The organism is Desmospora activa DSM 45169 (genome assembly GCF_003046315.1).
In the GTDB taxonomy this organism is placed as follows: domain Bacteria; phylum Bacillota; class Bacilli; order Thermoactinomycetales; family DSM-45169; genus Desmospora; species Desmospora activa.
In genome coordinates, this window is sequence record NZ_PZZP01000003.1 from 145,929 (window position 1) to 166,626 (window position 20,698).

Annotated in this window: 17 protein-coding genes and 2 tRNA genes; 2 read left to right on the plus strand and 17 right to left on the minus strand. The window is 51.3% G+C overall.

Translation table 11 applies throughout. From position 1 onward, the window contains the following. Window positions 1-29: 29 nt before the first annotated feature. On the minus strand, window positions 30-794 hold the full coding sequence (locus tag C8J48_RS16800; RefSeq protein ID WP_107728420.1) for a type III pantothenate kinase: 765 nt from the start codon (window positions 792-794) through the stop codon (window positions 30-32). Between the two features lie 528 nt (window positions 795-1,322). Here C8J48_RS16800 and C8J48_RS16805 point away from each other — a divergent pair. Beyond that, window positions 1,323-2,954, plus strand: a complete 1,632-nt coding sequence (locus C8J48_RS16805; RefSeq protein WP_245891271.1) for a M14 family metallopeptidase — start codon at window positions 1,323-1,325, stop codon at window positions 2,952-2,954. Window positions 2,955-3,212: 258 nt separating this feature from the next. On the opposite strand, the gene ftsH is transcribed toward C8J48_RS16805, so the two are convergent. The 8 genes from ftsH to C8J48_RS16850 all read right to left on the minus strand — a co-directional run bounded on the left by ftsH (window position 3,213) and on the right by C8J48_RS16850 (window position 12,940). After that, window positions 3,213-5,213: an ATP-dependent zinc metalloprotease FtsH gene (ftsH, locus tag C8J48_RS16810; protein ID WP_107728422.1), complete on the minus strand. Its 2,001-nt coding sequence runs from the start codon at window positions 5,211-5,213 to the stop codon at window positions 3,213-3,215. 68 nt (window positions 5,214-5,281) lie between these two features. Continuing rightward, window positions 5,282-5,821: a hypoxanthine phosphoribosyltransferase gene (hpt, locus tag C8J48_RS16815; protein WP_107728423.1), complete on the minus strand. Its 540-nt coding sequence runs from the start codon at window positions 5,819-5,821 to the stop codon at window positions 5,282-5,284. A gap of 51 nt (window positions 5,822-5,872) precedes the next feature. After that, complete coding sequence (gene tilS / locus C8J48_RS16820) at window positions 5,873-7,279, minus strand: tRNA lysidine(34) synthetase TilS (protein ID WP_107728424.1); 1,407 nt, start codon at window positions 7,277-7,279, stop codon at window positions 5,873-5,875. Between the two features lie 679 nt (window positions 7,280-7,958). Continuing rightward, entirely contained in the window at window positions 7,959-10,424 is a 2,466-nt protein-coding gene (gene spoIIE, locus C8J48_RS16825) for a stage II sporulation protein E (RefSeq protein WP_107728425.1), read from the minus strand. A 355-nt stretch (window positions 10,425-10,779) separates the two neighbouring features. Next, window positions 10,780-11,268, minus strand: coding sequence for a ribonuclease FAU-1 family protein (locus C8J48_RS16835; RefSeq protein ID WP_170105660.1), 489 nt, complete (start codon window positions 11,266-11,268; stop codon window positions 10,780-10,782). Between the two features lie 142 nt (window positions 11,269-11,410). Continuing rightward, window positions 11,411-11,487: transfer RNA gene (locus C8J48_RS16840), tRNA-Met, on the minus strand. A 47-nt stretch (window positions 11,488-11,534) separates the two neighbouring features. Beyond that, window positions 11,535-11,610: transfer RNA gene (locus tag C8J48_RS16845), tRNA-Met, on the minus strand. Between the two features lie 61 nt (window positions 11,611-11,671). Then, on the minus strand, window positions 11,672-12,940 hold the full coding sequence (locus C8J48_RS16850; RefSeq protein WP_211316684.1) for an exo-beta-N-acetylmuramidase NamZ family protein: 1,269 nt from the start codon (window positions 12,938-12,940) through the stop codon (window positions 11,672-11,674). A gap of 160 nt (window positions 12,941-13,100) precedes the next feature. Here C8J48_RS16850 and C8J48_RS16855 point away from each other — a divergent pair, with 160 nt between their 5' ends. Beyond that, window positions 13,101-14,444 (plus strand): TrkH family potassium uptake protein, encoded by a 1,344-nt coding sequence (locus C8J48_RS16855; protein WP_107728428.1) that lies wholly within the window; start codon window positions 13,101-13,103, stop codon window positions 14,442-14,444. Between the two features lie 112 nt (window positions 14,445-14,556). Here the strand turns inward: C8J48_RS16855 and C8J48_RS16860 are convergent, their stop codons facing one another. The 8 genes from C8J48_RS16860 to spoVT form a co-directional block, all read right to left on the minus strand. Next, on the minus strand, window positions 14,557-14,931 hold the full coding sequence (locus C8J48_RS16860; RefSeq protein WP_170105662.1) for an FtsB family cell division protein: 375 nt from the start codon (window positions 14,929-14,931) through the stop codon (window positions 14,557-14,559). Window positions 14,932-14,956: 25 nt separating this feature from the next. Continuing rightward, on the minus strand, window positions 14,957-15,544 hold the full coding sequence (gene yabQ / locus C8J48_RS16865; protein WP_107728430.1) for a spore cortex biosynthesis protein YabQ: 588 nt from the start codon (window positions 15,542-15,544) through the stop codon (window positions 14,957-14,959). Further along, complete coding sequence (yabP, locus tag C8J48_RS16870; protein ID WP_107728431.1) at window positions 15,541-15,834, minus strand: sporulation protein YabP; 294 nt, start codon at window positions 15,832-15,834, stop codon at window positions 15,541-15,543. Before yabP ends, yabQ begins: the two co-directional genes overlap by 4 nt. A gap of 329 nt (window positions 15,835-16,163) precedes the next feature. After that, a complete protein-coding gene (locus C8J48_RS16875; protein ID WP_107728432.1) occupies window positions 16,164-16,439 on the minus strand; it encodes an RNA-binding S4 domain-containing protein in 276 nt (91 codons plus the stop codon). Between the two features lie 2 nt (window positions 16,440-16,441). Further along, window positions 16,442-16,714, minus strand: a complete 273-nt coding sequence (locus C8J48_RS16880) for an HU family DNA-binding protein (protein ID WP_107728433.1) — start codon at window positions 16,712-16,714, stop codon at window positions 16,442-16,444. Between the two features lie 117 nt (window positions 16,715-16,831). Then, a complete protein-coding gene (yabN, locus tag C8J48_RS16885) occupies window positions 16,832-18,298 on the minus strand; it encodes a bifunctional methyltransferase/pyrophosphohydrolase YabN (RefSeq protein WP_107728434.1) in 1,467 nt (488 codons plus the stop codon). Next, window positions 18,288-19,946: a putative polysaccharide biosynthesis protein gene (locus tag C8J48_RS16890; protein WP_107728435.1), complete on the minus strand. Its 1,659-nt coding sequence runs from the start codon at window positions 19,944-19,946 to the stop codon at window positions 18,288-18,290. Before C8J48_RS16890 ends, yabN begins: the two co-directional genes overlap by 11 nt. A 189-nt stretch (window positions 19,947-20,135) precedes the next feature. Beyond that, window positions 20,136-20,678, minus strand: coding sequence for a stage V sporulation protein T (gene spoVT / locus C8J48_RS16895; protein WP_107728482.1), 543 nt, complete (start codon window positions 20,676-20,678; stop codon window positions 20,136-20,138). Window positions 20,679-20,698 lie beyond the last annotated feature (20 nt).

Below are 20,698 nucleotides of genomic sequence, written 5' to 3' on the forward strand. Positions count from 1 at the left end.
GTGAGACTTGGGAACGGAGTGATCTATTCTCATTGATTCCGCTCATAGATCAATTTGAGACCGGCCAAGGTTAACAAGGGATCTAATTGATCAATCGTGCTTGTTTCCCCACTGATCAGCTCCGCCAATCCCCCTGTCGCCACCACTGTCGGCGGTTGTGAGAGCTCCCGTTTCATGCGGGAGACAATGCCGTCAACGACGCCGACATATCCGTAGAAGACACCGGCCTGCACCGCTTTCACGGTGTTACGGCCAACTACGCTCCCAGGGTTGATGATCTCCACCCGCGTCAATTGGGAGGCGCGTTGGTACAAAGCTTCCGTTGACACATGAATCCCTGGGGTGATCGCTCCTCCAATATAGTGACCCCGTTCATCGATAAAACAGAAGGTGGTTGCAGTTCCGAAATCAACCACAATCACCGGTGTTCCATATCGATTGATGGCGGCCACGGCGTTGGCGATTCGATCCGCTCCCACTTCGCGCGGTGATTCGTATTTGATATTGAGCCCCGTTTTCACCCCTGGCCCAACGATCAGGGGTGTGATTCGGAAATATTTCTGCACCAGCATTTTTAGCACCCGTGTCAAAGGAGGCACAACGGAGCATATCGCTACCCCGTTTACCTCTTCCAACTTCACCCCTACATGCTGGAACAAATTTTTTAACGTCATCCCATATTCATCTTCCGTAAAATGGCGGTTTGTGTGGATACGCCAGTGGTCGATCATTTTCTCTCCTTGATACAACCCCAGCACGATATGGGTATTACCGACATCCATCACCAATAGCATGGGCATCCACCTGCTTTTTAAAAAAAGTCCACTCCCATCATAGCAATCACGTCAAAGGATTACAATTTTTTTCCTGAACAAAATAGAAAAGACGGCTAACCGTTGGGGTGTTAATCCGAGCTGATACCCCACTAATGTTGAACCGACTTCTCACTTGAATATAAACAAACGATCACAAGTGACGCAACCTGCTTATTTTTAACATTTTTAATAACAGAAAGAACAACAAAAAATCCCCATCACCAATAGAGCAGTTGGGATATAAGCAATATTTGTTTCACCCATTATGGTGAGTGAACGATCATACTCCATTCTAAAAATTAGATATGATGTTGCCTGTGAATCAGTATTTATCTCCCTTCTTTTGACACATGTTATATAACATGTGCTCATTTTCCGCATCAAATAAGCCATTGTTTTATCTCAGATCAATCAACGTGGTACCGACTGTTTGTAAAGTTTTGTCTTTGCCAACACTTGTCCGAATTATATATAATTTTTATACACCACTGAAAGGGGCGTTTGAGATTGACGCGGAAACTATCTTGGTTATCGTTTTTGTCGTTGGCTATATCCTTTCTGCTGGCGGCTCAACCGGTAAACGCAGCGACGACACCCTATTATGGCAAGGATTACGCTCAGCCGGAGAAGGTGTTAGCACAGTACCCAGATACGGATATCACCTTTGATACGCCCGCCTTTACAAGTGAGGGAGATGCCTTTACCAGCCAGGAAGAGATGATTTCGTTCCTGCATCAAGTGGATCGCTCCTCCGATCGGGTGGAAATGAAAATCATCGGTCAATCGATGGAGGGACGCGATATTCCTGCTCTCTTTTTCAGTACGGAAAAGAATAAGGATGCAAAATCCTTCAAAAAGAAGCCTACTGTTTGGTTGGATGCACAAATCCACGGAAATGAACCGGCTGCCGGTGAGTCCGCTCTGGTAATGGCACAAAAGCTGACCGGAGACTGGGGAGACGCGCTTTTGCGTGACATCAACGTTATTATCGTGCCCCGTCTCAACCCTGACGGATCATATGCCTTTACCCGCCAGCTGGCCAATCGCTTGGACGGAAACCGGGACCATATGAAATTTGATTCGCCGGAAGTTCGTGCCATTCACAACTTGTACAACCAGTATATGCCGGAAGTAGTGATCGACGCCCATGAATATGGACTGGGCGCCAGTGAATTCGCCGATCTTGGAGAAGAAGGTGCACTGAAATATCACGATGTTCTGCTCTTATCCGGCAAAAACCTAAACATACCCGAAAGCATCCGCACTCTTTCCGATGATCGCTTTGTCGAAACGGCTCATCAAGCATTGGATGAGCAAGGCTTTTCCAGCGACGCCTACTATACCACCAGCCGTAATGGTGAAGAGATTCAAATCTGGGAAGGCGGAAGCGATCCCCGAATCGGGCGCAATGCATTCGGTCTAAAGCCTGCCATCTCCTTTTTGGTGGAAACTCGGGGGATCGGCATCGGTCGGGAAAATTTCCAACGGCGCGTAGCCGCCCAAGTGGCAACCCATACTTCCCTCATGGAGACGACAGCCGCTCATGCCGCTGAAGTGCAAAAAGTTGTGGCAGATGCACGCAACGGTATCGTCAAAAAGGGAAAACACGCCTCAAAAGATGATACAGTCGTGGTACAGAGCAAGCCTACCGAAGTAAGTGGTAAGACGCTAACCTTTATGGATATCGCCACCGCTCAACCGTTTGATGTTCCAGTGCGTTATTTTAGTTCCAGCAATGAACAAGCCACATTGGAACGCGTTCGGCCTACCGCCTATATCCTGGATCCCGGACAGGAAGAAGCGGTGAAACGGTTGCAACATGCGGGAGTACGGGTGGAAACACTGCGAAAACCGACCCGAGTCGAAGTGGAAAGTTATACTGTCACATCGAAAAAAACAGCGGAAAATTCCTATGAAGGCTATCGACTCCACACCGTGCAAACAGAAGTGGCAGCAAAGACCAAAACCTTCCCCGCCGGCAGTACCATTATCTATATGGACCAAGTCACTGCCAACGTAGCCGCTTTGGCGATGGAACCTGAATCCGTCGACAGTTATGTCACCTTTGGCTTTTTGCCCGCGGAAGAAGGGGATGTCCTTCCTGTTCATCGCTATCTGCAGAGCGGTAAGCTGAAGTGAACCGTAACGGTTGATCCCAGTATGTGATGTGAAAGGATATCAAGTGATTGGCCGTTCCATTTTTGGCTGTAATCGCCTTATCCTTTTGCTGGCAGGCGGTTTAATCCGAATGTTGCCCAAAGGGAGTTATCTCAAGTTTGTCATAGCAGGATTAATCATTTGTCTGTTGCTCATCAATGAAATACTGTCACATAACAAAGCCCCCCTTAAGCTTTCGCTTGAAGGGGGGCTTTCGCTATGATGAGAAGAAAACGATGATCAAGAAGAGGGTTTATCTTTATCGTCTTTGTTTTCCTGTTCATCGTGAGAGGAGTCCGTCGTTTCCGGCTCTGCTGTATCGGTTGTATCATCCGCCTTGTCGGCGTCAGCAGAGGTGTCGGGTTCGCTCTTTTCCTCGTCCTTACCCTGGATGTTAACCGACACTTTCGGTTCCACCGGTTTGTCCAGCTTGCCGTTTTCCAGCAGTTGTCGGATTTCATCGGCATCCAGTGTTTCTTTTACCAGCAAAGTGTCAGCAAGTAGCTCCATTTTATCCCGTTTTTCTTCCAGTAGCTTTTTGGCACGGGCATAGGATTCATTGATCAGCTCTTGCATCTCCTGGTCGATCTCGTATGCAATCGCATCGCTGTAGTTTTGCTCATGTCCGATATCCCGTCCCAGGAATACTTGACCTTGACTGCGGCCAAACTGCATCGGTGCCAGACGTTTGCTCATCCCGTATTCGGTGATCATGCTACGCACAATCGCGGTAGCCTTCTCAAAGTCGTTGTGAGCACCGGTGCTGATTTCGCCAAAAGCGACTTCTTCCGCGGCACGACCACCCAACAATCCGGTCACTCGATCCAACAACTCGTTTTTGGTCATCAGGAAGCGGTCTTCCTTGGGCAGCATCACCACATAACCGCCCGCCTGTCCCCGAGGAACGACGGTTACTTTGTGTACGGTGTCGGCATGCTCCAGATAGTAGCCGACAATGGTATGACCCGCCTCATGAAAGGCGACCGTCTTTTTCTCTTTTTGACTGATGACGCGGCTTTTCTTCTCCGGTCCGGCAATCACGCGGTCAATCGCTTCTTCCACTTCTTCCATCGTGATTTTTTTCAGGTCGCGACGGGCCGCCAACAATGCCGCCTCGTTTAAGAGATTTTCCAAGTCCGCACCGGTAAAGCCGGTGGTACGCTGGGCGATCACATCCAACTTGACGTCTTCAGCCAAAGGTTTGTTGCGAGCGTGTACTTTCAGCACCGCTTCCCGCCCTTTAACATCAGGTCGGTTTACCGTGATCTGGCGGTCGAAACGACCCGGACGCAACAGCGCCGGATCCAGAATGTCGGGACGGTTGGTGGCGGCGATCATGATAATTCCATCATTTACACCAAAGCCGTCCATCTCCACCAACAGCTGATTCAAGGTTTGTTCCCGCTCATCGTGGCCGCCGCCGAGACCGGCGCCACGCTGCCGTCCCACTGCATCGATCTCATCGATAAAGATGATACAGGGTTTGTTCTTTTTCGCCTGCTCAAACAGGTCCCGCACACGGGACGCACCCACCCCGACAAACATCTCCACAAAGTCGGAGCCACTGATGCTGAAAAAGGGAACACCGGCTTCCCCGGCAACCGCCCGGGCCAACAACGTTTTACCTGTTCCCGGCGGTCCAAACAGGAGCACCCCTTTGGGAATACGAGCGCCCACAGTGGAAAATTTGCGGTGGTCTTTGAGGAAATCGACCACTTCCACCAATTCGGCTTTCTCCTCATCGGCACCGGCCACATCGTCAAAGGTAACTTTCTTTTTCTCCTCGTTGTACATCTTCGCCTTGCTCTTGCCGAAGTTCATAACGCGGTTGCCGCCGCCTTGGGCTTGACTGAACAAGTAGAAGAAAAGCAAGAGAATGATGAGGAAAGGAATAAAAGTAGTAAACAGCGTCAACCAAAGAGAGTCCCCTTTGGCTTTCTCATATTTCACGTCGATCCCAGCATCTTTTAAATCCTTAACAACCGTGCTTCCTTGACCATAAGGCCCATAGGTGGTAAAGGTTTTGTCCTGGTTATTGTATTTGCCCTCGATGTAGTAAGCACGGCCTTCTTCTCGAATCGTTGTTACATTCTTGATCTCACCATCGGCTAATTTTTTCTGAAATTGGGTATAGCTTAGTTGTTCTGTTTCCGCCATGGGGTTGAGAATTAAGCTTAAAGCCCCAAGGGATATGAGGATGAGAATTATATATAATCCGGCGTTCCGGAAAATACCTTTCATTATTGACCTCCTCTCAAATTGCCACTTCTTTCATTTTACCACAGCGATTCTAATGGTCACAAGAAAACTCAATCCGAGTAGACTTCTTCTTTTAACACACCAACATAGGAAAGATTGCGGTATTTTTCGGCATAGTCCAATCCATACCCGACCACAAACGCATCCGGTACCTCAAAGCCGCAATAATCCGGTTTTAATCCAGTGGTACGACGAGAGGGCTTATCCAACAGTGTAACCACTTTGACAGAAGCGGCGTTGCGACCGCGCAACAACTCCAACAAGTAGCTGAGGGTGAGGCCGCTGTCGATTATGTCCTCCATCACCAGGACGTGCCGGTTTTCCACCGATGCATCCAGATCTTTTACAATCCGCACCACCCCGGAAGATTGGGTGGAGTCGCCATAGCTGGAAACAGCCATAAAGTCAACCTCAAGATGCGTATCGATGGCACGGACCAGATCGGACATGAACGGAAATGCCCCCTTTAGAACACAGATGCAAAGGGGGTTTAAATCCCGGTAATCTTGGGTCAACTGTTGTCCCAGTTCCCGCACTTTCTGCTGAATCACTTCCTGGGACAACAGGACTTCACGGATGTCTTCGTGCATGGAAACCTCCTGCTAAACATGGCATATGTATCTAATCGACCGAAGGATCTGTCAGTGCGCCCCCTTATCCGGAGTCCAGCGTAAAACGAGCGTTTTTCGGGTATCGGCATCGCACAGCGCAATGTCTGACCGCGCCACGCCCGGGATCCAAATAATATCGTTCCCCGCTGTGACCAAAGGGATTCCATCCCGTTCTTGTTGTGGGATTTTGGCATCGATAAACAGATCCTTCACTTTTTTGGAACCGCCTAACCCCAACGGACGCATTCGGTCTCCCGGTAGGCGTGCTCGAACCGCAAGAGCCGGCGGCAGGCGCTCCCAATCAAAAACAGCCGCCTCTAAGCCTCTCCCTGTTGCGGAGGGAACACCCGCAACAAACTGGGCACAAATTCTGCCCTCACCCCATGCCATTTCTCCCGGCAGTTGCAACGAGACGGAAGAAGGCACAGCTCTTGCTTTTGCCTCTTCGGCGGAAGAAAAAAAACGGAGGAGGTGGTATTGACGCTGAACCCATCCACCTCCAGGCAATGGGGTTTGCGCGGACGGGTTATCACCGGTGGTCAGCGTCCGAACGCGCTCCACCGCTTGCCAATCGACCTCGTTTGCTGATTTTTTCACAAGACAATTTAATATTAGTTTAATCACCCTGCGTTGTAAAGCAACTTCCAGTCGGTTAAACCGGTCAATATCCAGTGTGATTCCCTTTTCGTGTACCCTTGTACAAACATTGTGAAACGCCTCTTTCGTCAAACGTTCCCAAACCTGCTCTTCGTCGGTTGCCAACTCGCTCAATTGCAACAACGCCTCATCAAAACGGGGGTTAAAGGAGGACAACAGCGGAACCAGTTCATGTCGAACGCGATTGCGGGTATAAACGGGGTCTTCGTTGCTGGTGTCATGGCGAAAAGGAATGCGATGGGTAGCGCAATAAGCTCGAATGTCGGCGCGGGAGAGATGCAGCCAGGGACGGATCATCCACATGCCGCGCCAACGGCGGCGGCGAGGGATACCGGTCAACCCTTGTGTGCCGGTTCCTCTCAATAGTCGCATCAACAGCGTTTCCACCTGATCATCGGCATGATGAGCCACTGCCACATGCGTCGCATCCACCGACTGTGCCACACGGTAAAAAGCATCATAGCGCAGTTCTCTTGCAACAGCTTGTTTGTTTCCACCGTGTTTACGCATATAACCCATGACATCCACCCGTTCCACATAACAGGGAATGCTCTGTTGCCGACACCATGATTGCACATGGTCGGCATCTTCCGCACTCTCCTCCCCCCGCAAACCATGATCCACATGAACCGCGGTCACGTTCCATTCTTTCTCCGCTGCCGCTGACCATAATCGATGCAACAGCGCCATCGAATCGGGACCGCCAGATACACCGACAATCACTCCTGCACCCTGTGGAAGCAACTGCTCTTCCCACGAGGTTAACCGTTCTTCCAGCATACGCCTCCCTCCCCGCCCGTATAGAAACAACCCGGGGACCCTCCCCGGGTAATATTCCCACCGCCCGCTTACCCATCCTATGGCCAAAGGCCAATCCGAGTCCCGCAAGGGGCATCCTATGGCCGATAGGCCAATCCGAGTCCCGCAAGGGGCATCCTATGGCCGATAGGCCAATCCAAGTCCTGTAAAGGGCATCCTATGGCCGATAGGCCAATCCAAGTCCCGCAAGGGGCATCCTATGGCCAAAGGCCAATCCGAGTCCTGTAAAGGGCATCCTATGGCCGATAGGCCAATCCAAGTCCCGCAAGGGGCATCCTATGGCCAAAGGCCAATCCAAGTCCCGATTTCCGTCTTCACGCCTCTTTCACTTGCAAGGATGTAGGGTTGTCCGCTCCGCCTCCTCCGTCCCCAACCAACGGCCAAAAGGAAAAACATGTGTGGCCGTTAAACGGTTGGATCCTTCTGAGGCTTCGCTGGGCAGTCGGTCAAAGGGCGCTACACCGGAAATCGATCCCCTCTTCTCATGGTTTGTCAGAGGCCTTTATTGGCCGATAGGCCAATCATTGTCCCATGAGGGACCCGGGGCTGACATTTTCTGACCGCTACCATGGCTGCAGTTTCGTACTTAATGGACATTTTAAAGGTTTTCCCCCGTCGAATCAATTTCCGTACTCTTCCGTCACAATCCCGCCACATGCTGCCGGTTGATGGGGGCGATGCCGGGAATGCGAATGGTCGACCACTCCGGCACATGACGCTCTACTTTGGCCACAACCACAGTCATATCATCGTCGATCTCCCCACCATGGTGACGGATCACTTTTTCCAGCAGGCAATCGGCGAACCCTTGCGGATCTTTGGTGTCAATCTCCCCGATCAATCGCTTCATGCACGCCTCTTTATTGGCCGCATGGCGGGGTGCATCGTAGATGCCATCGGTTACCATCACCAACAGATCCCCCGTTTCCAGTTGATAATCCACCGGTTCCACCTCAATATCCCGCAATATTCCCAGGGGTGGATTGCCAGCTGAAACCATATGCACATCGTTCCCCCGTTTCACAAAGCCAGGAGTGGAACCAATCTTTAAAAAGCGAGAACGGGCACTGTTTAAATCAACCATGGCCAGATCGATAGTGGCAAACATCTCATCGGTGGAACGAAGGCTCAAAATGGAATTGATCGTCTCCACCGCCTTCTCTTCCTTCATCCCAGACTGTAGCAAACGGCGCAACAACTGCAACGCTGCACTTGATTCTTCCTGGGCGCGGTTGCCATTGCCCATACCGTCGCTGACAGCGACTGCATATTTACCAGTGCCAACATTCATATAGCAATAGCTGTCACCGGAGAGCCAATTCCCCCCTTTGGCTGCTCCAGCTACCCCCGTCTTCACCTGGAATCGCTGTGCCGAGCCCAGTGTGATGACGGCACCAGCTGATCGACCTTGCACCACTTTGCGCTGAACGGTGATTGGCTCACCCAGGATCTCCGTCAATAGTGGTGCCACCAATTTGCGACATTCATCCAGACCGTCTTCATGCGGCATACTTACCTCAATTTCCACTTTTCCTTCCTCAAGGTTAAAAATCTCCACCCGTTGTATGGACAACCCCAACTCCTCCAACGCTTGGTGAATCTGCTCCTCCTGCGCCGCCATCACTTGCGTCTCATGCCGAATCTCCTCTGCAAATTCCGCCATCACTTCGGAGACGCCCTCCAGTTGCTCCGACACCAGCCGCCGCGTCTCTTTCATGCGGTTGCGCCACACAAGATCCCGTTCATAGGAGTCGTAACCCTCCTGTATGTGGGAGAGCACTTTTTCCCCCTTAATGCAATGATCCGACCAGGAGCGGGGTACTTTGATCGATTGATCCGTTCCCTTTAACTCCACCAGTGCCATTAAATCCGTTATCCCGCGATAAGTGGAAACAAAGTTCTTCTCCCAGCACTGCCGATAAAGATGGCAGGATTGGCATGATTTTTCCATTACACCGTTAATAAATTGATTCATATGGCCTTCATCACTCTCATGGGAACGCGCTGCTTCATCCCGAAAACTGCGGGCCATCTCTGAAAACAACTCAGTAAACTGTTCCACTTTGGCGGCCGTTACATCCCGCAGCCGCCGTACATATTCCTGTTGCGCCGTTTCATTTTCCGCCGTACCAGGCACCAGCCGTGCAATCGCACGGGTAATCGTTGGTGGGGTGATTAAAAACAGCAGCACCGCCAACACTGTTTCCTGCAGAGAAGTCCACACCTGTGCCGTCCCACTGCCGTAGAGGGAGAGGATCGAGGTTCCCAACAAAAACCCGACGGCGACTCCCCAGCGCTTCCCTTCCCGAAACAAACCCGCCAATAATCCGGCAAAGGCTAGCAAGGAGATTTGGATGATGGCCGCCGTATCCGCAAGGGTGAGAATCATCCCCGTGACGACCCCCACCGATGCTCCCAACATCCCACCGCCTACTAATGCTAAGATCAAGATCAGATAACGAGAAACGACATGGACCACCGACAGATCCCCGATGCTCCACCCGAGGGTGCCCGTCACAACCGAGCCCACCAGAATCACCAGACAGATAATCTCCTCATGGCGTAAGGACGCCTTCTGCCGTCGCTGCGTGAAAAAAGGGAGCGACTGCACAAAGATAAACGTCAACAGAAAGCTTAACAGTACGTCCACCCCGGCCATCAATCCAGCATAAGAAGTCCATCCCGCCAATTGAAGTTGAAACAGGTGGGCCCCGACGCCGGTAAGCAACACGGTAAAAGGGGCGTAGTTGATTTGTCCCTTCCCCACCCATTGAAATCCTTTATGAATTAACAACAACCAGATCAGACTCCCCGCAATCCAAGCCGCCTGTGTCGCTCCCAGTGTAGCTGCCCCTGCCACCAACGCCGCCATCGCCAGGGGCCATTGCCGCCGACACAGATGGAGAACCACACCCAGATAAGCGATCGCAAAAGGTGAAACCGTATCCATGATCATCGCTCGTCCCAATAAAAAACCCATCACCGCGATCGGGACACTCCCCTGCCCCAGTATACGTGACCACCGTGTTACCATGGACTGTCCGGAAAAGAGAGAAGCAAAAGGACGAATCATAGCCGAATTGAACAATGCCCATTGTCTTTGCATCTTGCAATCACCCCTTCAAGGTATGCTTGTCCGTCATGTGGGGTCCATTATAGCGGGGGATTGCCTGATAAGTTTGTCATAATGGCTGGATGATACAAAAAAACTTCCGACAAAAAAACAACACTTCAAAAAAATCGATGCTCATATAGGAAAAAAGCGATTTTGTAGGAGTAACCATTACGAACGTATCATCGTATCGCGATGTCGGATCCAACCTGTGCAAGAGCGTAAACCGATGTCGATGGAGCTCAAAACGAGCGATCATTCGACAAAAGAAGGGAAAACTTCCGATGAAATTTCTTTTTTTATACACAAAAACCACCGCAATGTCGGTGGTTGGCGAATTCGGTGTGGATTATCGGCGCTGTTGCGAGGAATCCGTCAGTGGGAACATGCGGGCCTCCTGTAGGATCTTAGGAATAAAGGAGCGGTTAGTCTGTAGCTGAATCATCTTATCCAAGGTTTTTAAGGAATGGACTTGTTGCCGTCGCTTCAGCTGTCCCTTTTCGATGGCTTCGGCAAACTCATCCACATCGATTAAATGATAGCGGCCATCAGGATAGACGATCATATCCAAGAGGAGATCCACCATCACATAGCGCAAGCGTCCCACCTGCCGCATCTCCATCACGTCACAGTAATAATAGAGGAATTCCCCGGACTTTTGGAACACCTTGGAGATGGTATATCCCTTTTTAACGAAATAATAGGTGAGAAAGATCCGTTTCCCGTCGGGGTTGGGATACTGGGTGGCAAACAGATGGCGGCCGTGCCAGTCTCGGACCTTTTCCGTATAGGTCTTGTTGATCGTCGTAAATTTTATTTTTTTGATGGTTACATCCACACCGTACCACTCCCACTCCGACAAAGGCACGCCCTGTCCCTGGGTTGTACATCATTAGGATTCCCCAAGGATGATCCTTTTAGATAAAAGAAAAAAGGCGATCCTATTCCCATATTTCAGGGTCTGAACCTCGCCTTCCCTTTGGTAGCGGTGGAGGGTCTCGAACCCCCAACCTCACGGGTATGAACCGTACGCTCTAACCAGTTGAGCTACACCGCCACATCCATGGGGGAGGAATTCATCTCCTCCCCCAATCATATCTGATTTGGTTGCGGGGGCAGGACTTGAACCTGCGACCTTCGGGTTATGAGCCCGACGAGCTGCCAACTGCTCCACCCCGCGTCAGCCACGAAACCTATTATACACATTTACACGTGGCTGTGTCAAGGATATTTTTTTATCCTCATGGCGAGTAGAGAAGATACTGTTGACGAAGCTTTTTAAACTGATTTAATTCCGCTTCCCACTGCTCCACAATTTTTCGTGCAAAAGTCCCACGGTCGATTTCGGTGCGCACCCGCTCCGATCCGGTCAATTTATCGATCCAGTAAGAGGAATCGGCATCTTGACGCCACTGGAACTCCTTTGGATAGAGACGCTTTGTTTCCTGCATAATCGTCAATCCCGTCAGAATGGGGTCAAATGTTTTTGGATCTTCGATATGCAGCTGTACACCGCCGACATTTTCTCCTTGGTATTTGGAGAAAGTAGGATTAAAATACGCTTCCCGAAAAGAGACGCCTGGCAAATTTTGTTGATTGAGGGCTTCTGTCAGTTCCCATCCTTTAATATAAGGAGCTCCCACTAATTCAAAGGGTCGAGTGGTTCCCCTTCCCTCTGACAAGTTGGTTCCTTCAATCATCCCCGTTCCCGGGTAGACTAAGGCCGTCTCCAGTGTTGGCATATTGGGAGAAGGAAGGACCCAAGGAAGGCCGGTATCTTGATAGTGGCTGCCCCGTTTCCAACCTTTCATTTGGATCACCTGTAGATCCACCGATTGCGCTCCTGATTGTGGCAGAAATTCCTCATTGAACAGATAAGCTAGCTCGCCGACGGTCATGCCGTGCCGTTGTGGGATTGGAAACAGACCGACAAAGGAACGATAAGCGGGATCCAGCACCGGTCCTTCCACTTTATCCCCGCCGATGGGATTGGGCCGATCCAAGACGATAAAAGGTTTGTCCGCTAAAGCAGCCGCCTCCATCGCATACGCCATCGTATAGATATAGGTATAAAAGCGGCTCCCTACATCCTGAATATCAAAGATGAGCACATCTACTTCTGCAAATAGCGCCACCATCTCTTGCGGCTGCTTGCCGTATAGATTGACAAAGGGAAGGCCGGTTCGCGGATCTTCATAGGAACCAGGAACATCCCCGGCCTGCTCCGTACCGCGCACCCCATGTTCCGGGCCATATACGTGGGTGACCTGGATTCCTTTCTCCAACATCGCATCCAAAGCGTGATCATATCCGGTCGTCATCGCCGTCGGATTGGCGATCAGGCCTACCCGCTTCCCTTTATATCGATCCGGATTTTCCAACAGGATTTCAAGACCGGTTTTCACGCTTCCTTTTCCTTTCTTCTGCTCCTGTTTTCCGTCTGCACTGTGGGTTCCGATCAAGCTGAAGATTAATACAAAGGCCAACACCATGCCCAACCAGCGTTTCACGCGGAGCCCTCCTCTGTCGCCGTGGCGGAAACGGATTCAATCGATAGGAATCCTTTTGCAAACATTTTCTCTGTTGCCGACAAAAACCCTTTTTTGATTTTGCAAACCCTGTTCCCTAGTTTACAATAGGTGGGTGACCATATTAAGGGAGCTTGTGGGAATGAAGCTGTCAATTCTGAAACTTACACCCGTTCAATTGCTTGTCCTTATTTACTTTTCCGCTATTCTCCTCTCCAGTATCCTGTTGTTCTTGCCGGCGGCCCACCGCCCCGGAGTGGAGGTCTCCTATCTGGATGCGCTGTTCACCGCTGCCACCGCCATCACCGTGACGGGGTTGACGGTAGTAAATACCGCTGAAACCTACAGCACCACCGGCCATGTTATGTTGATGGTGATGCTTCAATTTGGCGGAATCGGTTTTATGACTCTGGGTACTTTTTTATGGATGGCGACGGGACAACGCATCGGAATTATGCGCCGGCGTATGATTATGTTGGACCAAAACCAGCTGGATCTGGCCGGATTGGTGCGCCTGATGCGCGATATTTTGTTGATATCCCTGTTAATTGAAGCCGTCGGTGCTCTGTTGTTAGGCTTATATTTTTATTTTGTGCTCGATTATGGCAGCGATGCGTTTTTATATGGGTTGTTTAGCTCTTTATCCGCCTTTACCAACGGTGGGCTCGATATCTTTGGCAATTCGTTGGAAGACTTTTCACAGGACTATTTTGTTCAAGTGGTACACATGTTATTGATTCTAGGGGGAGTCATTGGATTCCCTGTGTTGGTGGAAGTAAAAGAGTGGTTTGCCAGCCCTAATCGAAAGCAATTCCGCTTTTCTCTGTTTACCAAACTGACGGTAACCACGCATTTTGCTTTAATCGCCATCAGCGTCATCGTATTTACCGCCCTGGAATCCCAGCGCTTTTACTCCACCATGCCGTGGCATGAAGCCTTCTTTTATTCATTGTTTAACGCCATCACTGCTCGCAGCGGCGGTTTGGCCACCATGGATTTAAATGAATACTCACTTCCGTCTCAGCTCTTTCTCTCCTTTATGATGTTTATCGGAGCCAGCCCCTCCAGTGTAGGCGGCGGCATCCGCACGACCACCCTGGCGGTGGTGCTGCTGGCGATTTTCTGCTATGCCCGCGGTCAAAACCATATCCGCCTGTTTGGGCGGGAATTGATGGAGGAGGATGTGCGCAAGGCTTCCGTCGTCTTTGCCACCGGTGCGATCATCGTCGCTGTTGCCGTGTTGGTGGTAATGGTGGAACAACCGCAGCACAGCATGATTAAAGTGGTGTTTGAAGTTTGTTCCGCCTTTGGCACCACCGGCCTCTCTCTCGGATTGTCGCCGGAATTATCGGCAGCGGGTAAACTAACCATAATCGCCATTATGTTTATGGGGCGGATCGGCATTTTGCTGTTGTTGTTCCTTATCCGCAAGGAGCGCCCTCCGGCTTCCTTCCATTATCCGCGGGAACGGGTAATTATCGGGTAAGGAGTTTTACCATTAAGAAACCGCCACACCCTCCCATTCGCGAGAGTGTGGCGGTTTCATTAACGACAAAGTAGGCCCGTGGCCCGATTTAGTGTCCATTTATCTGTTAGTCTCAGTTTCCATGCAAATCTAAATCTACCACTTCTTCTCCCGGCAAAGCATAACCCAGCTTGCGGGCCAATTCCAGCAGATACTCCTCATTTTGCAGTCGCCGTACATCTTCCTGTAATCCCCTCTGCTCCGCCTGTAAAGCTTGTACCTCTTCTCTACTCTGCGCCAACGCCGTTTTCCGTTCATGAACCTCCATGGATTGGCCAATCAGCTCCGATCCGCTCCAAAAGAAAAACGCTAACATCGCGATGAGCCATATCCAACGGCGCCGGCGCACATGGCGGGGCAAAGGTTTTCTGACGACCGCTTTTTGACCCTCATTGGATGACCGGGAAGAACGGAAAGACACGACATTGCCGCGATTTCGATCAACCATCGTCATCATCCTTTTTTATTTCTATTTACTCCCCACGGTTCCGTTGACCGGAAAGCCAACGGCGGAGCCACTCCTTCCACCGCTGCAAGCGTCGGGTGATCGGTCTCGCCCCCTGGGCCAACCGCTCCCGGAGGGGTTGCAGCCATCGAAACAGCGGGGAGAGAAGCCACAGAGGGAAACGAAAAAAGAGAGCTCGCAGTAATCGGAACAATCCGACTCCCACCCGATAAAGCAGCATGGACAAGGCAGCCAAGGGCAGCCACAAACTGACATATAAGATCCGCAGGATTACGCGACACAACGTTTCCGTCCAGCTGAGCAACACACGGAGCAAACGGATTGTAAAGTTGCTAAACCAGGAATAGTAAAGGAACCACCCGGCTGCAATCGCAATCAGTACTGTAAAACGAAGCTCCCCCCAGTTGCTCCAAAGCAACAGACCAAACACCATACTCGCGGCCACTGCCCAATACAGGAGATCGACCAGGGAAACCACCCAGCCCCACATATGGAAACGAGCTTTTAACACCCGGTACAAATCCAACATCAAGCCCATCATCAAACCGGAGCCCATCATCAAACCCATGGTCACCCATTGGGTATATAGTGTCACCGGAATAACCTACCCAGAAAGCTCTTTGTTTTCTCGCCTCGAGCCGAGCCGTCGTCCAAATAGCTCATTTCATAGAGCTCCCCTTGGATGGCTACACGCCCTTCTTCCAGATTGAGATTCTTGATGTGCAGGTTATTTCCCCGGATACCCAGATAGCCGCATTCGGTGTGTAACAAAAATTCTTCGCTGTCAAAGCTCTCTACGCTCACCACTCCGGTCACTTCCAACGTATTGCGCCCTACCATCATCACTTGGTGATTGGTTCGCCCTTGAATCGTTTCCTCCATCATGGACATGTACCCCCTTTCGGTACATGATATGACGGCGGACAAGGTTTAGAACCGCGGGCTTAAACCCTGGAAATGGTGAGCTTTCGCCTTTGAAATGAGCGCTTCTCATCACATTGAGCCGACATGTCGTCCTCTCGGGAAGCCAGTTAGCTGGTGATCCGTCGAGCGACTTTGTATCCATGGAAACTTTGATTTGAACAGGTTTACAGGTGTGACTTTCATCACAATCTCAACCGCCTATCGCCATTAAGGGCAACGATTGCCCTAGTAAGCAACTATATCTCAGGCAATTCCTGTCGGCATAGAGGTTGAGAAACGCCGCTCGTTAGTTACCCGTTGCCCTCGGCCCTCTCCCGCGGAATCGTTTCCAGCAGTTCGTACAGCTCTCCCGCTTCCGCTTTGCGGGTCGTCTCCCGCAGAGAAGTAACCCGTACCCGCAGGGATTGGTTGCCGAAGCGGATTAGCAACTCATCGCCCACCGCCACGTTTGTACCCGCCTTCGCGGTGTGTCCATTGACCTCAACCCGGCCCTGATCGCAAACCTCTTTGGCCAGTGTGCGCCTTTTCACCAGACGGGAAACCTTTAAAAACTTATCCAGACGCATGCTTACTTCACTGCTCCCTTTAAGCGGCTTCCTGCTTTAAAAGCGGGAATGGTAGATGCGGGAATGGTGATGGTGTCACCGGTTTGTGGGTTGCGACCGTTACGCTGGGAACGTTTGCGCGTTTCAAAAGTGCCGAAACCGATCAATTGTACTTTGTTGCCAGAGCCAAGAGCATCCGTCACTTCATCCATAAATCCATTTAACACGGATTCCACATCTTTTTTGGTCATGCCACTTTTTTCGGAAATGCGCGTAATCAATTCATGTTTGTTCATAAGAATGAACAACCTCCTTTTGGTCGTGTGCGATATACCATTCTGGGAAAAACGGAAAAATCCTCCCTCTTCCACCAAACGATTCCGTGTTGGAGGAGGGATTTTTGGGTGCAACGATTACTGGGCCTCCTCCATTTTGGCCTGTTCCCACCAGGCGTCCAGCTCTTCCAATGTGCAGAAATCCAGCGGCCGTCCTGCCTGTCGGGCTGCTTCTTCCACCCGGCGGAAGCGGCGTTCAAACTTACGGCAAGCGGCAAGCAGCGCCTGTTCCGGGTCCCGCTCCACAAACCGAGCCATCGCCACCACAGTGAATAGGAGATCACCCAATTCCTCCTCCTGATGAACAGGATTCTCCGCTGCCTCCAATTCCTGCAGTTCCTCCGCCACTTTTGCACGAACACCAGCGATATCGGGCCAATCAAATCCCACTTTGGCCGCTTTTTTTTGCAATTGATGCGCCCGAGCCAAAGCGGGAAAAGTAGAGGGAATACCGGCCAAGATGGAATCCGCCTGTAGCTTACCCGCACGTTCCTCCTGTTTGATCTCTTCCCATTTTTGTTTGACATCAGTCGCATTTTTCGCTGTGGCATCACCAAAAACATGGGGATGGCGGCGGATCATTTTCTCCGCTAGATTGGCAATCACATCTCCGATATCAAATGTACCCTCTTCACGTGCAATCTGAGAGTGAAGAAGCACCTGTAACAGCACATCACCCAACTCATCCGCCATCGCTTCCGGATCACTCTCAGCCACTGCTTCCAGAAATTCATACGATTCTTCCAACAGATAAGGACGTAAACTCTCATGGGTCTGTTTGCGATCCCAGGGACAACCATCTGGAGCACGCAGGCGGGCGATAATCTCCTCCAGGTGGGAAAAACGGCGTAGACGGGCATCTTGCGCCACCACCGGTGGCACGTAAACCGTCGTTAAATTGCCGAAGCGATCCGCGCGATCCAGTTCCCACAAGGGCATCCTCTCCACCTGTTCCATACCGGGTACGCCAGCGGCGGAAACTACCTGAACGGGATGATCATCGGGGAGAACTTCCATCAAGGTAAGCTTCACCTCGGATGCAACCCCACGATCGTATACTTGGGCAATCAACAGATGCTGATTCGGTTCAATTTTCTTTGCATCCAGAGCAGTCCCATCCAGCAATTGAAATCCTTCCAGAGGATCCAGCGCTAACACGGTAAAAGCAGGGTCCAAAAAGCTACCTCCACCTTTGATCTCAACGGTCACCCCTACTCGTTCCCCCTGCTCCAACAGTTGACGTACCGTGGATTCCGCCACCAGTGGATGACCGGGAACGGCATATACTACCTCAGCCCCGCCTGCCGCTTCCGTCAACAATGTGTCGACGATGCGACGATATACCGCGGAAAAATCCGACTCTTCCTCATACACATCATCGAAGGTGTCCGCCTTCATCCCTTCGCCTTGCAACCAGGCGACGCCGGGATGTTCTTTTGTTCTGAGCCAGATGCGTCGATCCGAGGTAAGCAAGCGAAATGTGCCTAAAGGCAGGTTCTCCACATCTCCCGCTCCTAAACCAACGACCGTGATCTTACCCGGCATTGCGACTCCTCCCTTTTCTGTTCCAACCATATTGATCCAACAATCCTACCAGTTTAGGGCCGATTTTCGGAATCCGCTCCAGTTCCTGTCGTTCCATCGCCCCCAACATCAACACCGCCGCCCCATATACAAGAGCACCAGCGGCCACACCGCTCAAGGAGACAGCGGTCATAGCGAGTCGGGTGGATTCCCATCCTACCGTTAAAACCGTGATCCCTTTCATCGTTCCCACGGTGGCGATCACCATCAGAGTGGTGGCAACAAATATGGCTAAGCCTGTCCGACGCAGGTAAAAAACCTGCCCTAAGCGCCCTCGCAGCGCAATCAGATTAAGAGTCGCAGCCACCGCATATCCCGTTACAGTGGCAATGGCGGCACCACGAATATCCCACAGTGGTATCAGGAGCAGATTGAGCCCTAGCTTCACCCCTACTCCGATCAGGAGATTGCGTGCCGGTAACCGTACTTGCCCCACCCCTTGCAAAATGCCGGAAGAGGTCATACCCAAAGTGGAAAAGAGAGCAGTAAACGCTAATATAACCAACGCTGCGGTACCGGCATCATCCTTATACAACATCACATTGGTGGGCCCCGCCACTACCGCCAGCCCCACCGCTGCTGGCAATCCCATCAACAGTGTCAGCCGCATCGCCAGTGTGGATCGATCCCGCACCTTTCGCTCATCCCCTCGGATCAGCGCTTCCGCTACAGCCGGAACGATGGAAAGGGAGAGAGCAGTGGCGAAAAAGGAGGCAAACTGGATCAGCGGCTGTCCCCGATCATATACCCCTTTGCCATCGATCGCTTCAGCCGTGGTAAACCCGGCCTGCTCCAACAGATTGGCCACGGTAAAGGAATCGACCAAGGATAAGAGCGGTAACACCAATGCACCGACGGAGATTGGAATGGAGAGTACCATTAAACTTTTAAAAATGGACCATGGCGACTCCGCTTCCTTCGGTGGCGCCGCTACCGGCTTCTCCGCCGCCAACTGCTTTTCAATGCGCCGATTGCGCCCCCAGTAAAATAAAAGCACCACCAGACCGGCAACCGCACCGGTGAAAGCGCCAAATACCGCACCCGCTCCGGCATAGACGACACCGGCCCCTGTCGACGTCAACCACCAGGCCAACAGCAAGATGGTAGCCACCCGTACACTCTGTTCCGCAACCTGAGAAGAGGCGGTGGGAGTCATATTTTGGTGACCCTGAAAATATCCCCTGATCACCGACATTAACGGCACCACCAATAAAGCGAAGGAGACCGCCCGAATCGGCAATGTCAGCATTTCTCGACTACCCATCCAAGTAGCGATAATGGGAGCCGTCAAAAACAACAGCAGAAAAAAGAGACAGCCTGTTACACTCAACAGAGTGGCCGTCACCCGAAATATGCGTTTGGCCCCTACGGTGTCACCCTGGGCCAGCCGTTCCGACACCAACTTAGAAATGGCGATAGGAAATCCCGCCGTCGCCAGAATCAACAGTGTACTGTAAAGGGGATACACTTGTTGATAAACAAACATCCCCTCGTTTCCAGTGATATTCTGATACGGGATGCGATAAACCGCCCCCAGCAGCTTTGTGAAAAAAGCGGCCAGTCCCAAAATGGCGGCTCCTTTTATAAATGACTGTTTCCCCGCTGTCATCAAACTCTCCTTTCAATAAAAACCCACTTTAGTATACACTGCCGCCGCCATCCTCACCAACAGAAAAAGCAGGCCTTGGCCTGCCCAAACGCTGAGAAAGTGGGCCTGATGCCCGATCTCCGTCTCTGCACCTCTTTCCCTTTTGTCGATGAAAAGAAGTCCCGCGCCGCCGCCTTCCCACTCCGCCGATCATTGTTCCATCTGCTTTCCTAAAAAGGAGGCAGCCGTATTCGCCACTTTCACCTCTACGTCTCCCATCTTTGTCCCCTCTTTCTTGGAAAGGAGAATAACCGCTCCAATCGGATCTCCACCGGCATTGATGGGCGCGATAATGAAGGACTCGTAGGCTTCCGACAAGTCTCGAATCAGTTCCGTATGCGTGGGATTCGCCTCCAGATGGGGCTTGCGCTGATCCATACAGGTTTCCACAATCGATCCGACGGGTTTGTCCAGATATTCCTTTTTGGACGCTCCGGCAACAGCGATCACTGTATCCCGATCACAAATTAAGGTTACATGGTACAAGCTCTCATAAAGGGATTCCGCATACTCCTTGGCAAAATCGCTCAATTCCCCGATCGGCGAATATTTTTTTAGAATCACTTCCCCGTCTCGATCTACAAAAATCTCCAACGGATCCCCTTCTCGGATGCGGAGCGTCCGGCGAATCTCCTTGGGGATGACGACCCGCCCCAGATCGTCGATGCGACGAACAATGCCCGTAGCTTTCATGAATATTGATGCCTCGCTTT